We start from the raw sequence: 13,748 nt of genomic DNA on the forward strand, positions 1-13,748 counted from the left end.
CGTCGGCGCCGGCGGGGAAGCACCGCCGTCGGCCATGTGGATAAGTCACAGGGGACCGTCCGCTTAAGCCGCGGCCGGAGTTCGTGAAAGAATCAGCACATGCCTGAAACTGCCGCCACAGCTGACACCCGCACGCCCTCCGGACGCCTGGCCCTCGCCGCGTCACCGGAGCCGATCGCCCTGGGCCCGCTGGACGGCCGCTACAAGTCCGCCATCGCACCCCTCGTGGACTATCTGTCCGAGGCGGCGCTCAACCGTGACCGCGTTGCCGTCGAGGTCGAGTGGCTCATCCACCTGACCAGCAACAACGTTCTTCCGGGCGCCGGTCCGCTGAGCCAGGCGCAGCAGGAACAGCTCCGCGCCATTGTCACGGAATTCAATGCTGCATCGGTCGCTGAACTGGCCGACATTGAAGCCGTCACGGTCCATGACGTCAAGGCCGTGGAGTACTACATCGGCCGGCGCCTCGCAGGCATCGGCATCGAGAACCTGACCGCAATGGTCCACTTCGGCTGCACGTCCGAGGACATCAACAACCTCTCCTACGCCCTCGGCGTCAAGGGTGCTGTGGAGGACGTGTGGCTCCCCGCAGCCCGCGCCCTTGTGGCCCAGATCAGCAAGATGGCCGAGGACAACCGCGCCGTCCCCATGCTCTCCCGCACGCACGGCCAGCCCGCCACCCCCACCACGTTGGGCAAGGAACTGGCGGTCATCGCGCACCGCCTGACCCGCCAGCTGGACCGGATCGCCAAGACCGAGTACCTGGGCAAGATCAACGGCGCCACCGGCACCTACGCCGCCCACGTCGTTTCCGTTCCCGGCGCTGACTGGCAGCAGGTGGCCAAATCGTTCGTGGAGGGCCTGGGCCTGACCTGGAACCCGCTGACCACGCAGATCGAAAGCCATGACTGGCAGGCTGAGCTGTACTCCGACGTCGCACGGTTCAACCGGATCCTGCACAACGTCTGCACGGACATCTGGAGCTACATCTCCATCGGCTACTTCGCCCAGATCCCGGTTGCCGGCGCCACCGGGTCCTCGACGATGCCGCACAAGGTCAACCCGATCCGCTTCGAGAACGCCGAGGCGAACCTGGAAATCTCGAACGGCCTGCTGGACACCCTCGGCGCCACTTTGGTCACCTCCCGCTGGCAGCGCGACCTCACGGACTCCTCGAGCCAGCGCAACATCGGCGTGGCGTTCGGGCACTCGCTGCTCGCCATTTCCAACGTTGCCAAGGGCCTGGACCGGCTGGATGTTGCCGAGGACGTCCTGGCAGCAGACCTCGACACCAACTGGGAAGTCCTGGGCGAGGCGATCCAGATGGTGATGCGCGCAGAGGCGATTGCCGGCGTCGAAGGCATGGAAAACCCCTACGAGCGGCTCAAGGACCTCACCCGGGGGCAGCGCGTTGACGCCGCACGAATGCAGGAATTCGTCCAGAGCTTAGGCCTCTCGGGCGACGCCGAGGCGCGCCTGCTCGCCCTCACGCCCGGCAAGTACACCGGCATCGCGGACCAGTTGGTGGACCACCTGAAGTAGGAGGCACTCCACCAGCAGCAAAGAGTACGACGGCGGCGCCGGGTCCTGAGGGGCCCGGCGCCTTCGCGTTGCAGTAGCGGCTGTTTCCGGTTGCAACGAGCCGCAGCCCGCAGGTGCGAGACTGGAGTCATGAAGCTGCTCCTCATCCGCCACGGACAGACCCCCGGCAACGTACTCGGCCAGCTGGACACCGCCCACCCGGGGCCGGGACTCACAGAACTGGGCGAGCGGCAGGCTGAGGCGATGGCGCGGTCCCTGGCCAACGAACAGATCGGTGCGCTGTACGCGTCCACGCTGGTGCGGACCCAGATCACCGCTGCGCCACTGTCCAGGATGAAGGGCCTCGAGGTTGAAGTGCTGGCCGGGCTGCACGAAATCGAGGCGGGCTCCCTTGAGAAGCTCACCGACCATGAAGCCCACAAGCGGTACATGGGCACGGTCTTCTCCTGGGCGGCCGGGGACCTGGACCTGCGGATGCCTGCCGGCCCGGACGGGCATGAATTCTTTGAAAGGTACGACGCCGACATCGCCACGATTGCCGACCACGCCACCCGCGGCGGGGACGCCGCCGTCGTCGCCGTCGTCAGTCACGGCGCAGCCATCCGCACGTGGGCAGGCCTGCGCGCGGTCGACGCCGACGCTGATTTTGTGGCGCGGCACGTGCTGGCCAACACCGGGATTGTGGCGCTGGAAGGCGACCCCGACGCGGGGTGGAAGCTGATCCACTGGGACGGCAGCCCCATCGGCGGCCTGGCACTTGCGGATCCAACAGCAGAGGACCCCACGGGCACGGACGTGACCGGCCCTTAACGACCGGACCCGCAACAGCCGGATCCGGCGGCGCGCTGTCAGCGCCGGTGCAGGAGCCGTACGGGCTGAGGGCCAACAGCCAGCCGCCGGGCCATGACCGCCGCTTCCGCGGCGGAGGGCCGGGCGGCGCTGTCCATGGCGGTGACTGCACGCAGCAATGCGACCCAGCCGGGCCCCAGGGCGGCCGGAACAAGGGGGCTGCGGAGGGTCCGTGCCACGAGGGACTCCACCGCCGTACCGGTGTACGCCCTCGTCCCGGTCAGCAGTTCCAGAAGCACCAGGCCCAAGGCGTAGACATCCCAGCACGGCTGCGCGGAACCACCAGAGGCCTGTTCCGGACTCATATAGTGGACGGTTCCGGAGGACATGCCCGGCTCGGGCGGCGCGCCGGCAGCGGCCGCAATGCCGAAGTCCACGATCCGGACCCGGCTTCGCCGCAACCCGCTGAGCATCAGGTTGGCCGGCTTGATGTCCCGGTGCACCACGCCCCGCTCGTGAAGGTGGCTGAGGCCATCAAAAAGGCCGCCCGCCCAGGCCGCCACTTCCGCCGGGGAGCGCCGCGGGCCGCGGCCCACTTCCGCAAGGCTGGGTCCAAGCGCCAGTTCCTCCACAATGTAGGGCCGTCCTGACAGTTCTCCCTGCCCCGCCATGGTTCCTTCCGCAAAGAAGGTGACCACCGAAGGATGGTCCAGGCCGGCGAGGATTGCGGCTTCGTTGGCGATTCTCCCGCGGTATTTGGGCGAGTCGTCGGCTGCGATCTTGACGGCGACGTCGCGGCCGCCTGTCAGGTCCACGGCGCGGAAGACCCCTGCCATGGAGCCCCGCCCCAACTGCTCCCGCAGGCGGAAGCGGCCACCCACCAGTACGTCCCCGGGCATGCTGCTCGAAGGAGGAGCCGCTGGCCAGGGTGTGACCGTCAGGGCTGTCATGCTCTGGCCGTGAGGGCCGGGACCAGCTGCTCAGGCGCCCCGGGCGCTTCTGCCGGTTCCGGCCAGCCGGTGGCCCAGGCATCGAGCTGAAACCCGCAGCGGCAGCGCCAAACGGGTGGCAGCCGGACCGGACCCGCTTCCGGCTCAAACGTGTACTCGACGGCGGTTCCCCCCACGGCCGGAACCACCATTTCCATCTCTGTGGCGCAGTGAACAGGCCAATCGTCCCGGCCGGACGACGGTGCGGAAACAGGATCCAGCGTTAGTGGCTCAAAATATGCATTGATGGCGCTCATGACTCCCTCAGGATCTTTACGAACTGATCCTAAGCATACATATTACTAGTCGAACTAACTAGCTGGACTAGTTATATCCCTGGCGGGCTCCTCCGCCTGGATGGCACGGGTCATTTGCTGGAGGAATTCGACCACCACCCGGGCGTCTTCCGCCGAGAGCGCCTCGGCCACGGACATCATGCGCCGGTGCATGTCACCGAGCGTCTCGCGGACCTCCTGGTCGGAGTCCGCGGTCGGCACCACCACAACAGACCGGCGGTCGGTGGGATGGGACTCGCGCCGCACATGGCCGCTCGCCACCAGCCTGTCAATAAGGGATGTGGTGGAGGCGCTTGTTATGCCGAGGAACCGGCTCAGGTCCTTCGGCACCACAGTGCCCCCCGAAGCCTGCGACCGCAGGAGGTACCTCAAAGCGAGGATGTCGGTCTCCCCCATACCCATTGAGTCGCGCGTGGAGCGCCGGACGGTGGTCTCGGCGGTGCGGTAGTCGCGGAGGGATTTCAACACTGCAGCACTGGCGTCCAACTGGCCATCCGGCCCGTACCAATACCCGGATCCTTCGTTTTTGGAGCTCATACAATCATCTTAGACCGACTGATAACTAGCCTATCGAGAATGTTTCCCCGGTGGGGTCCGCACGGCGTTCCGCTGTTCTCTCATTGCTAACGGCGAGGAAACACCGGCGTAACCCCCGGCCAATACGTTTGTCAGGCATATCCCTTCGGCGAATCGAGGCAGTCATGCAGACCAACCCGCGTCTCAACATCAGGGCCGTGACCTGGGCAAATCCCGTGGGAGCCGATCTGCGCCGGGCCCAACAGGCGGAACTGGACGCCCGCTTCGGTAGGCCGGACCACGAACCCGGGGTCCCGCCGTCGGGCGCCGACTGCGCTGTCTTCCTGGTGGCCTACGACAAGGGGTCCGGCCAGCCCGTGGGCTGCGGCGGGTTGAGGCTCCTGGATGACGCGACGGCGGAGATCAAGCGGCTCTACGTCCTCCCCTACACGCGTGGCTCGGGCGTGGCCAGCTCCATCCTGGCGGCCCTCGAGGCCGAGGCACACAAGCAGGGAATCACGCGGATCAAGGCCGAGGCCGGCTCGGCACAGCCCGATGGAAGGAACTTCTACGAGAACTCCGGCTTTGATCCGGTGCCAAACTTTGGCGCCTACATCGGCGTGGCGCACTCGTACTGCTATGCGAAACTGATCGACTCGCACAGCGCAGCCCACACCGCCATGGCCTGAGGCCGACGGACGGGCGTCACACGGCCGGCAAAGACTGCGCGCGGCACGGCCGGTCGGCTAACCTCGCCCTATGGAATCAGCAGACATTACGTTCCGCACGCGCAAATGGGTGCGGCCGGAGGACCTCAACGCCAACGGCACGCTGTTCGGCGGGAGCCTGCTGAAATGGATCGACGAGGAAGCGGCCATCTACGCCATCCTCCAACTCGGCAACGGGCGGGCGGTGACGAAATACATCTCCGAGATCAACTTCGTGAGCTCCGCAGTCCAGGGCGACCTGATCGAAATGGGCCTCACGGCCACCCGGTTCGGCCGCACTTCGCTGACGATGCGGGCCGAGGTCCGCAACATGATCACCCGCCAGAGCATCCTCACCATTGAGCAGATCGTTTTCGTGAACCTCAGCGCGTCCGGCCAGCCAGAGCCGCACGGTTACACCGAAATCACTTACGACCGGGACAGGATCCCCACCCACCACCTCACCGAAACGCTCAATCAGGACTGACGACGGCGGGACGCGCCTTCGCGCTCCGGCCTCCTGCCTCGCGACGTTCACCGCACGTTTACGCACTGTGCCCTGAGTGTTCCGGCAAGGGGACCAGACTCGACAGCCGGGCTGTTTATCGAATCGATAGCTTTTTAGCCCCCTTATCTGTCGAGTCCAGCTATAGGCTTGCCGGACCGTGCTCCGACCCAAGTCCAGAAATGAGTTCTGATCGTGCGTAAACTGCAGACCCTGATGGCCGCCGCCGTCGCCGTCACCCTGTTAGCCGGCTGTGGCGCCGGCACTGCTACCCCGGCCGCGTCCGGCGAGGCGTCGTCGACGTCCACTGTCCCATCCGGTGAGACGCTGGTGGTCTACACCAACTCCAACGGCGAGGGCCGCGGCGAGTGGTGGACGGCGGAGGCCGCCAAGGCGGGCTTCAAGATCGAGGTGGTTGGAGCCGGCGGCGCAGACGCCACGAATAAACTCATCGCGGAGAAGAACAATCCCATTGCCGATGTCGCCTTCGGATTGAACAACATGTACTTCGCCCAGATTAAGGCCGCCGGTGCCCTCGAGCCCTTCGAACCGGCCTGGGCGGGCGAAGTGGACCCGGCCGTGGGGGACAAAGGTGACGGCAAGGCGTACTGGCCGCTCGTGAAGCAGGCCATCCTCCTCGGCTACAACTCGGACAAGATCAAGGCCGACGCTGCGCCGAAGGACTGGACGGACCTCTGGACCAAGGACGAGTTCAAATCCCGCTACGAGCGGGTAACAGGGCTCGGAACCGCAACAGCGCAGCTGGTTTTCGCCGGAATCCTCTCCCGCTACAAGGACAGCTCGGGCGACCTCGGCGTCTCAGCCGAGGGCTGGAAGCAGGTTGAGCAGTACTTCCGGAACGGCAGCCCCGCCGTGGCCAAGACAGACCTTTTTGCACGGATAGCGTCGGGTGACGTGGATATGGGCCAGATGCCCTCTTCGATCATCGCCGAGCGGGAGAAGTCCTTCAAGGTCAACGTCGAAACAGTCATCCCGTCCGTCGGAGTTCCCCTCGCCGTTGAGCAGATAGCCCTCGTGAAGGGAACGAAGAAGAAAGCCGAGGCTCAGAAGTTCATCAACTGGTTCGGCAGCGCGGACGTGCAGGGCGCCTTTGCCAAGCAGTTCAACTCGATGCCGGTCAATAAGACTGCCGCATCCCAGGCCAACCCCGACGTGGTGACTTTCTTCTCAACCGTCAAGCAGCAGGACATCGACTGGGGGTTCGTCCAGGAAAACATGGGCCCCTGGGTGGAGAAGATCGAACTCGAATACATGCAGTAGGAGCCGAACCCTCCAGAACGTCCCGCACCGAAGCCGGGCAAGCCGGCTCCCCCTCAGACAGGTACCCATGATCCGCCTAGACAACATCGAAGTAACCTTCGGTGATTTCGTAGCCATCCCGAACCTCGACCTCCACGTCAGGCCCGGGGAGTTCTTCACACTGCTGGGCCCTTCCGGATGTGGAAAGACGACGGCGCTGCGCACCTTGGCCGGTTTCATCGAACCGTCAGCGGGGTCGGTCCATGTGGACGGGAAGAACGTCACCAGGCTTCCCAGCGACAAGCGGCAGGTGGGCATGGTGTTCCAGAACTATGCCCTGTTCCCCAGCATGACCGTCTGGGAGAACATCGCCTTCGGGCTGCGGGTCAGGAAGGAAAAATCCGCCGGGACCGACCACCTGGTGCGCGACATCGCGCGCCGGGTGGAGCTCAGCGACGAACAGCTCCAAAAAAACGTTGCCGAGCTGTCCGGGGGCCAGCAGCAGCGTGTGGCCGTGGCCCGGGCACTGGTGCTGCGGCCGAAGATTCTCCTGCTGGATGAGCCGTTGTCCAACCTCGATGCCAAGCTCCGCCACCAGCTCCGGCAGCAACTCAAGGACCTGCAGAGCGAGTTCGGCATCACCACCGTGTACGTCACGCACGACCAGGACGAAGCCCTGGCGATGAGCGACAGGGTGGCCGTCTTCAACAAGGGCGTCGTGGAACAGGTGGGGACGCCGCAGGCGATTTACGATGACGCCGCCACGGAATTTGTCTGCAACTTCATCGGTGACAGTTCGCCGCTGACGCCGGAGTTCATCGCTGAACTCAACAGGCTCTCCCGCGCGGGACTCAGCGCCGCTGCCAAGTCGTATCTCCGGGTGGAAAAGGCGTCACTGACGCCACCCGCCACCGGAGGCGCCGCCGTCGGGCTTTCCGGAAAGGTGGTTTCACGCACCTATCACGGGCTCCACAGCCGCTACCTGGTGCGCAGCCACGGCGCGGACCTCCGGCTGCTGGTGAAGGAAGACGGCGCCGCGCACCCGGAGACGGGGGCGGAGACGACGGTATACGTCCAGCCGGGGCATGTGCTGCAGTACCACGCTGAGACCGGTAAGGCCCTGGAAAGGCAGGGCCAGGCAGTGGTCACCCCATGAGCGGGACCCCGGCGAAAAGGATGCTCCGCTCCCCGTTCATCCTGATTGTGGGATCGGTGCTGACCTGGTTCATTGCCGCGTTCCTGGTCTGGCCCAACCTCAACGTCCTGCTCGCCACATTCTTCCCGGACGGGAGCTTTTCCGGGCGGGCGGCGGAGAAACTGTTCTCCTCCCAGCGCGCCATGAAGTCCCTCGGCAACAGCTTCCTGCTGGCCGTGGCACTCTCCATCACCGTGAACGTGGTGGGCATTTTTATTGTGCTGGTCACCCACTACTTCAAAATCCGGGGCTCCCGGATCCTTTTCCTGGGCTACGCGTCCACCTTCATCTACGGCGGCATCGTCCTGGCGGCCGGCTATAAGTTCATCTACGGGGATAAAGGCATCGTGACGGCGCTGCTGCTGAAGGTGTTCCCCGGCATGGACGCCGCGTGGTTCTCCGGCTTCTTCGCCGTCCTGGTGGTGATGACGTTCGCCACCACCACCAATCACATGCTGTTTGTTGCCAACGCGCTCAAGAGCGTGGACTACCAAACCATCGAGGCCGCCAAAAACCTGGGCGCGTCCGACTGGACCATCCTCCGCAGGGTGGTCCTGCCCATGCTCAAGCCCACGTTGTTCGCCGTCACCATCCTGTCCTTCCTGACGGGGCTGGGGGCGCTCAGTGCACCCCAAGTCCTGGGCGGCCGCGATTTCCAAACCATTACGCCGATGATCCTGACCTTCGCCAACAGCACCACCTCGCGGGACCTTGCCGCGCTGCTGGCTGTCATTCTGGGCGTGGCCACCATCCTGATGCTGGCGGTGATGACGCGCCTCGAGAAGGGCGGCACCTACTACTCCGTGTCAAAAGTGTCCTCCGCCCTACAGAAGCAGCAGATCACCAACCGCACGGCCAACGCTGGGGTGCACGTGATCGCCTACCTGCTCTTCGCCGTATACAGTCTGCCGGTGCTGCTGATTGTGCTGTATTCGTTCGCTGACGGGGCCGCGATCCAGACCGGGCAGCTTTCGCCGGGCAGCCTGACGCTCGATAACTACACTCGCGTGCTGACCCAGGAATCCGGCCTTCGGCCCTTCATCATCAGCGTCATCTACAGCGCCCTCGCCGCGGTGATTGCCGTGGGCGGCCTGCTGTTCGTGGCCCGCCTCCTGCAGAAGTATCGGAACTGGGTCAGCTCCCTTTTCGAATACCTCCTGCATATCCCCTGGATACTGCCGTCGGCCCTGCTGGCCCTGGGCCTCATTATCAGCTACGACCACCCCAACCCCCTGGTGGGCGGCGCCGTCCTGACCGGGACCACGGTGATCCTGCTGATCGCCTTCGTAACGGTCAAGATCCCCTTTACGCTCCGCATGCTCAAGGCGTCCTTCGCATCGGTGAACTCCTCGCTTGAGGAGGCCGCCGCGATCATGGGCGCCAAGACCCTGTACGTCTTCCGGCGGATCCTGCTGCCCCTGGTGCTGCCCGCAGCCGCAGCCATCGCCGCCTTGAACTTCAACAGCATGCTCGATGACTACGACACGGCCATCTTCCTCGCCCACCCCCTGGTCCAGCCGCTGGGCCTGATTATCAAAGCGAATACCGACGGTGCCGAAGGTGTGGAGGGCGTGGCAAACACGTTCGTGTACACCGTCCTGCTGATGGTCATCACCGGCCTGACCATGTACCTGGTCTATGGCCGGTCCGGCAGGCGCGGCGCAACGGGCGCGCCCAGGAAACGAGCCCGGAAGCTCCCCGCCGCAACGGAAATCGCTGCGGGCCCTTCTGTCGCTGAAACGCAGGCCACACGGGAGCCAGCGGCTCCGCTGCGCTGACTGGGCCGCGGCTACTTCGGGTGCGTTGCTGCGGCGCCTTCGGGCGGCAGCACGGTGTCCGCCACCTGCTCGACGTAGCGTGCGGCCAGGGGACCCACAACGGCCATCACCAGCACATATGCCGTGGCCAGGGCCGCCAGTTCCTGGGTGACGGCCCCGGATGCCACGGCCAGTCCGGAGATGACGATCGAGAATTCCCCGCGGGCTATCAGCGCCGCGCCGGCACGGAGACGGCCGGACCGGGTAATGCCTGCACGCTTCGCGGCCCACATCCCGGTGGCCATTTTGCTGGCAGCGGTCATCAGGGCAAGGGCAAGCGCCCAGCCCAGGACCGGCGGAATGGAGGCCGGATCAGTGTTCAGCCCGAATGCCACAAAGAAGATCGCGGCAAAGAGGTCCCGCAGGGGTGCCAGGATCCGCGTGGCGCTGTGCGACGTGACCCCGGAGATCGCGATGCCGAGCAAAAAGGCTCCCACCGCGGCGGACACCTGCATGACTGATGCCAGTCCGGCCACCAGCAGGGCCGCGCCGAGGACCTTCAGGAGGAACACCTCGGAATTTTCGCTGTGGACGGCCTTGGACACATGGTGCCCGTGCCGCAGCGCGACGATGAGGACCACGCTCACCGCGGCCAGCGCGACGCCGACCGTTGTGAGCCCGCCGATGAAGCTGAGACCGGCAAGGATGCTGGTGAGGACGGGAAGGTAGACGGCCATGGTCAGGTCTTCAAACACCAGGATGGAGATCACCACACGGGTTTCACGGTTGCCCAGCCAGCCCAGGTCGGTGAGCACCTTCGCCGCGATGCCCGACGACGAGATGTAGGTGACGCCGCCCATCACCATGGCACCTACAAGTCCCCAGCCCAGCAGGAGGGCAAGTCCCGCCCCCGGCAGGAAGTTCAGGACAAGGTCGAGGAGGCCGGCCCGCCATGACCTCCGCAGTCCGGTGAGAAGCTGGGACGCCGTATATTCCAATCCGAGCATAAGTAGGAGCAGAATGACGCCGATCTCCCCAAAGAGATGCGCCACCGGCTTCATGCCGTCAAGTTCAACGATGCCTCCCGTGCCGAAGGCGAGGCCGCCGAGAAGATACAGCGGGATGGGCGACATCCCGATCCTGCCGGCCAGCCTCGCCAGCAGGCCGAGGGAGAACACCACGGCCCCAAGTTCAATGAGGCTCAAGGCCAGCTGGTTCATGCCTTCTCCCGCCGTCCCCCGTTTATGCCGACATGCTGGCAAACATGAGGGCCATGACAGCGGCACCGATGGCTTCGAGTCCGTGTTCCGCGCGGCCGGACCGCCGTGAAGCTGCGGCCCGGCGGTGGCTGGTTCCGTTTTTCTGGTAACCGAGCCAACGGACCGCGAAAAATACCGCTGCGGTCCCGAACAGTACTGTCAGCAGGAGCGCGAGTGCCGGCGAGTGGTCCATGGCAGCGGAGGCCGCGCTTGGGGATGCGGCTGCCATGGAGTGATGGGTGTGCGGCGTGGGCATTGCGGCGGGGGAATCGTGCTGGGTGGTGGCCAGGCCCATCATGGCGATCATGACGGCAGCGGCGGCCATGGTGAGGCTGTGGTAAATGCACTTCAGCCGGTCCTGGCTGCCGTCGCAGAGGATCCTGAATTCCGGCCGGGCCACCGCCTGCAACACAAACCACAGTGCCGCGCCGGCGAGCACGGCGATCTGCGCCAGCATCGTGGACGGCGCGAGGTTCCACACCATGGCGGCCATAATTCCGTTCATCAGGGCGTGGAGGCTGCTGTTGGCCCGGTCCGTCAGATGGCGGCCGCGGGCAGCGCGCATCAGGTAATAGGCACCGCTGAGAAGCAGGATGGCCGTAAGGCCCCAGTTGATTGCGGGAATGCTGAACACGCGGCTCACGCCCCTTGCTACGGATTGGGTGTATGTGGGTAGTCCCCGGCGCGGTTATCGACCGCGCCGGGGACGGTGGGAGATGCGGGCGATGTTAGGTGAGATCCAGGACCTTTTCCCGGTCATCTGCGTGGGGATCGGCAGAGGCAGCGGCTGCCCTGGTTTTTGCCCGTTTCGTCTCGTGCTGCGAATACAGCCAGATGGGTATGTAGATACCCAGCACGCCAAACGCCACCCAGGTGGGAGCCGAGCCGATTTCCAAACCGTTGAGGTACACGACGCCGACAACACACAACGGCACATTGAATAGGCCAAAGACCATGGCGACATGCTTCCAACGTTTAGGCGCCTTGAAGGGCCTCTCCTCCGTCGCAAACGCCGGGTCATTCTTGGATTTGACGTAAGCAAACAGGGTCAGCCCATGGGCTATGGTGTAGCCGATTGCCGAGGCCCCCAGGACCGCTGAGGCGTCTCCCATGGAAATAAGCGCAAAGTTGAAGGCGGCGATGACCAGCAGGGCAACAAACGGAGTTCCGTGACGGTTGGTGTGACCAAAAACTTTAGGAAGGTTGCCTTCCAGCGCCATGGAGTGCATCGCACGGGAAGAACCCAGATAAGCCGTTTGAATGATCAGGACCATGGCTGCCATTAGCAGGATGATGGTGATCATGGAACCGGCCTGTCCGAAAACAGCCTCGGCGACTGGAATCAACGGCGAAACGGGTTCAGCCAATACACCCTCAACCCCGAGGGCACCTATCACCGAAGATTGCAGCATGACGAACAAGAACAAGCAGATGATGCCGCAGGCAAACAGTGCCTTCGGGGCATCCTTGGACGGGTTTTTGTACTCGGGTCCGTACATCGCCGCCGTTTCCCAAGCACAGGCGCTCCAATGCGCAATTCCAAAGACACCGAAGAGAATCAGAATATGGTGCAAGTCCCAAGCCCAGTCAGTCGGCCACCAACTGCCGGTGATATTGGCTAGATCGACGTGCCCGGTAGCGAAAGGGGCCACGGCCAGGATAACCAGCGGTATCAGCGATATAGCCGCCAAAACATAGCCCAGAATGGCGCCTTCTTTCAGGCCGAACCAGTTGACGACGAACAATGCTGAGAAGATAACGCCGCCGGCCATCAGTGAGAGTTGATACTGAGTGAAGGTTTCACTCAGAACCGGGAAGAGCCCGTGGAGGTAGCCGCCAACCAGAATGGAAAAGATCGCCAGGATCGGGTTCCAGCCAAACCAGTAGCTCCAAGCGGTAAACCCGCCGAGCAGCTTGCCCTTGTCGTACATGCCTTTATGGTTATTAGTGCGGAAGACGTGCTGCGCAAACCCCGGCACACCGGAAACCTTGGGAAAGGTCGTGGCCATTTCAGCGTACGCGGTGTTCTGCATGAAGCCCTGAAGTACGGATAATCCCCAGATCAAAATAGCTGCGCCAGACACATACATCGGCAGATAGCCCAACGACGGCAGAATCAGCAAGGGCACCCCCAATGCAATCGCCATACCCTGCTTCCAGTCGATCGACCTTTTCAGGTGATCGACGTCATCCAAACGTTTTTCACTCATAACATCTCCTTTGATGGATTGAACGTCGTGTGATCTCTACTGCCTGGGCGCCTCCGGCGGCCGGCGAGTATGGGACGGACCCTGATGCGCGAACGTCAAAGCACATTGGAAGGTCCGAGAGGAGTCGCCCTGGTGGCGAAACGAGTCCGCGGGAGCACAGTGACGATTCACCGCGCTCCCGCGGACTCATTAAAGGCCTGTTAATCGTTGGTGCAGCATTGTCCGTTGGTGGTGGCCTCTATGGAGCTGGGGAGGTTGAGGGTGGGGTTTTGGTCGAAGAAGCCGTGGGGTTCGAGCATGAAGCCGATGTTTTGGCGGGGCATGACGGGCCAGTCTTCGAGTCGGACGACGTGGTGCATGCCGAAGGTGTACCAGACGACGAGGTCTTGATCGACGATGTTCCGGTTTTTTTGGGTCCAGATGTGCAGGCCGTCGTCGGCGCCGGTGGCTTGGTTGGGGAATTCTCCGGCGGCGAAGCGTTCGGTCCGGTCGTACGCGGTGACCCAGAGGTTGTTCCGGGCGAACTGGGCGCGTTTGGAGACGTAGGACTCGTCGCCGGCGGCGAGTTGGATCCCGTTGGTGGGGATCAGCCGGTAGGCGACGGGTTCGTTGACGATGTTGCGGGAGTCGTGGTTGGCGATTTTCCAGAACCGGTGTTTGGCCGAGTCGGTTTTGCGGATCGCGGCTTGTTCGGTTTCCAGGAGCCGGTCCACGGCCATGAAG

14 protein-coding genes are annotated in these 13,748 nt (G+C 64.0%); 7 read left to right on the plus strand and 7 right to left on the minus strand.

What is annotated here, in order from left to right:
• The first annotated feature begins 99 nt into the window (after positions 1–99).
• Together purB and NQJ30_RS18500 are read left to right on the plus strand one after the other, a co-directional pair.
• Positions 100–1,542 (plus strand): adenylosuccinate lyase, encoded by a 1,443-nt coding sequence (purB, locus tag NQJ30_RS18495; RefSeq protein WP_255771733.1) that lies wholly within the window; start codon positions 100–102, stop codon positions 1,540–1,542.
• A gap of 129 nt (positions 1,543–1,671) precedes the next feature.
• A complete protein-coding gene (locus NQJ30_RS18500; protein WP_255771734.1) occupies positions 1,672–2,352 on the plus strand; it encodes a histidine phosphatase family protein in 681 nt (226 codons plus the stop codon).
• 38 nt (positions 2,353–2,390) lie between these two features.
• Here the strand turns inward: NQJ30_RS18500 and NQJ30_RS18505 are convergent, their stop codons facing one another.
• From NQJ30_RS18505 to NQJ30_RS18515, 3 genes are read right to left on the minus strand one after another with little or no spacing between them, the layout of a single operon-like run.
• Positions 2,391–3,230, minus strand: coding sequence for a serine/threonine-protein kinase (locus NQJ30_RS18505; protein WP_255771735.1), 840 nt, complete (start codon positions 3,228–3,230; stop codon positions 2,391–2,393).
• Between the two features lie 47 nt (positions 3,231–3,277).
• Entirely contained in the window at positions 3,278–3,577 is a 300-nt protein-coding gene (locus NQJ30_RS18510) for a hypothetical protein (protein ID WP_255771736.1), read from the minus strand.
• A gap of 54 nt (positions 3,578–3,631) precedes the next feature.
• The gene (locus tag NQJ30_RS18515) at positions 3,632–4,153 is read right to left on the minus strand and encodes a MarR family winged helix-turn-helix transcriptional regulator (protein ID WP_255771737.1); all 522 of its coding nucleotides are present in this window, start codon (positions 4,151–4,153) and stop codon (positions 3,632–3,634) included.
• A 164-nt stretch (positions 4,154–4,317) separates the two neighbouring features.
• Here NQJ30_RS18515 and NQJ30_RS18520 point away from each other — a divergent pair, with 164 nt between their 5' ends.
• The 5 genes from NQJ30_RS18520 (at position 4,318) to NQJ30_RS18540 (ending at position 9,577) form a co-directional block, all read left to right on the plus strand.
• Complete coding sequence (locus tag NQJ30_RS18520) at positions 4,318–4,821, plus strand: GNAT family N-acetyltransferase (RefSeq protein ID WP_255771738.1); 504 nt, start codon at positions 4,318–4,320, stop codon at positions 4,819–4,821.
• A 70-nt stretch (positions 4,822–4,891) separates the two neighbouring features.
• Complete coding sequence (locus NQJ30_RS18525) at positions 4,892–5,326, plus strand: acyl-CoA thioesterase (RefSeq protein WP_255771739.1); 435 nt, start codon at positions 4,892–4,894, stop codon at positions 5,324–5,326.
• 213 nt (positions 5,327–5,539) lie between these two features.
• A complete protein-coding gene (locus tag NQJ30_RS18530) occupies positions 5,540–6,625 on the plus strand; it encodes an extracellular solute-binding protein (protein ID WP_255771740.1) in 1,086 nt (361 codons plus the stop codon).
• Positions 6,626–6,692: 67 nt separating this feature from the next.
• Positions 6,693–7,760 carry an ABC transporter ATP-binding protein gene (locus tag NQJ30_RS18535; protein WP_255771741.1) on the plus strand — a complete coding sequence of 356 codons (1,068 nt, stop codon included), beginning with the start codon at positions 6,693–6,695 and terminating at the stop codon, positions 7,758–7,760.
• Positions 7,757–9,577 (plus strand): ABC transporter permease, encoded by a 1,821-nt coding sequence (locus NQJ30_RS18540; protein WP_255771742.1) that lies wholly within the window; start codon positions 7,757–7,759, stop codon positions 9,575–9,577. The genes NQJ30_RS18535 and NQJ30_RS18540 overlap by 4 nt, the downstream gene beginning before the upstream one ends.
• Before the next feature lie 11 nt (positions 9,578–9,588).
• On the opposite strand, the gene NQJ30_RS18545 is transcribed toward NQJ30_RS18540, so the two are convergent.
• The 4 genes from NQJ30_RS18545 to NQJ30_RS18560 all read right to left on the minus strand — a co-directional run.
• Positions 9,589–10,776 carry a cation:proton antiporter gene (locus NQJ30_RS18545; RefSeq protein ID WP_255771743.1) on the minus strand — a complete coding sequence of 396 codons (1,188 nt, stop codon included), beginning with the start codon at positions 10,774–10,776 and terminating at the stop codon, positions 9,589–9,591.
• A 22-nt stretch (positions 10,777–10,798) separates the two neighbouring features.
• Complete coding sequence (locus tag NQJ30_RS18550; protein ID WP_255771744.1) at positions 10,799–11,449, minus strand: DUF5134 domain-containing protein; 651 nt, start codon at positions 11,447–11,449, stop codon at positions 10,799–10,801.
• A 94-nt stretch (positions 11,450–11,543) separates the two neighbouring features.
• Positions 11,544–13,025, minus strand: coding sequence for an APC family permease (locus NQJ30_RS18555; protein ID WP_255771745.1), 1,482 nt, complete (start codon positions 13,023–13,025; stop codon positions 11,544–11,546).
• 200 nt (positions 13,026–13,225) lie between these two features.
• Positions 13,226–13,748 (minus strand): copper amine oxidase (locus NQJ30_RS18560; protein WP_441339104.1); only part of this gene is annotated, 523 nt, incomplete at its 5' end.

Origin of the sequence: Pseudarthrobacter sulfonivorans, assembly GCF_024391045.1 — a bacterium.
Lineage (GTDB): Bacteria > Actinomycetota > Actinomycetes > Actinomycetales > Micrococcaceae > Arthrobacter > Arthrobacter sulfonivorans_B.

What these genes read in the sequence shown, in the direction of transcription:
- NQJ30_RS18535 (WP_255771741.1), top strand. Translation starts at nt 6,693, where the DNA reads ATGATCCGCCTAGACAACATCGAAGTAACCTTCGGTGATTTCGTAGCC.
- NQJ30_RS18540 (WP_255771742.1), top strand. Translation starts at nt 7,757, where the DNA reads ATGAGCGGGACCCCGGCGAAAAGGATGCTCCGCTCCCCGTTCATCCTG.
- NQJ30_RS18505 (WP_255771735.1), bottom strand. Translation starts at nt 3,230, where the DNA reads ATGCCCGGGGACGTACTGGTGGGTGGCCGCTTCCGCCTGCGGGAGCAG.
- NQJ30_RS18520 (WP_255771738.1), top strand. Translation starts at nt 4,318, where the DNA reads ATGCAGACCAACCCGCGTCTCAACATCAGGGCCGTGACCTGGGCAAAT.
- purB (WP_255771733.1), top strand. Translation starts at nt 100, where the DNA reads ATGCCTGAAACTGCCGCCACAGCTGACACCCGCACGCCCTCCGGACGC.
- NQJ30_RS18525 (WP_255771739.1), top strand. Translation starts at nt 4,892, where the DNA reads ATGGAATCAGCAGACATTACGTTCCGCACGCGCAAATGGGTGCGGCCG.
- NQJ30_RS18500 (WP_255771734.1), top strand. Translation starts at nt 1,672, where the DNA reads ATGAAGCTGCTCCTCATCCGCCACGGACAGACCCCCGGCAACGTACTC.
- NQJ30_RS18545 (WP_255771743.1), bottom strand. Translation starts at nt 10,776, where the DNA reads ATGAACCAGCTGGCCTTGAGCCTCATTGAACTTGGGGCCGTGGTGTTC.
- NQJ30_RS18510 (WP_255771736.1), bottom strand. Translation starts at nt 3,577, where the DNA reads ATGAGCGCCATCAATGCATATTTTGAGCCACTAACGCTGGATCCTGTT.
- NQJ30_RS18555 (WP_255771745.1), bottom strand. Translation starts at nt 13,025, where the DNA reads ATGAGTGAAAAACGTTTGGATGACGTCGATCACCTGAAAAGGTCGATC.
- NQJ30_RS18515 (WP_255771737.1), bottom strand. Translation starts at nt 4,153, where the DNA reads ATGAGCTCCAAAAACGAAGGATCCGGGTATTGGTACGGGCCGGATGGC.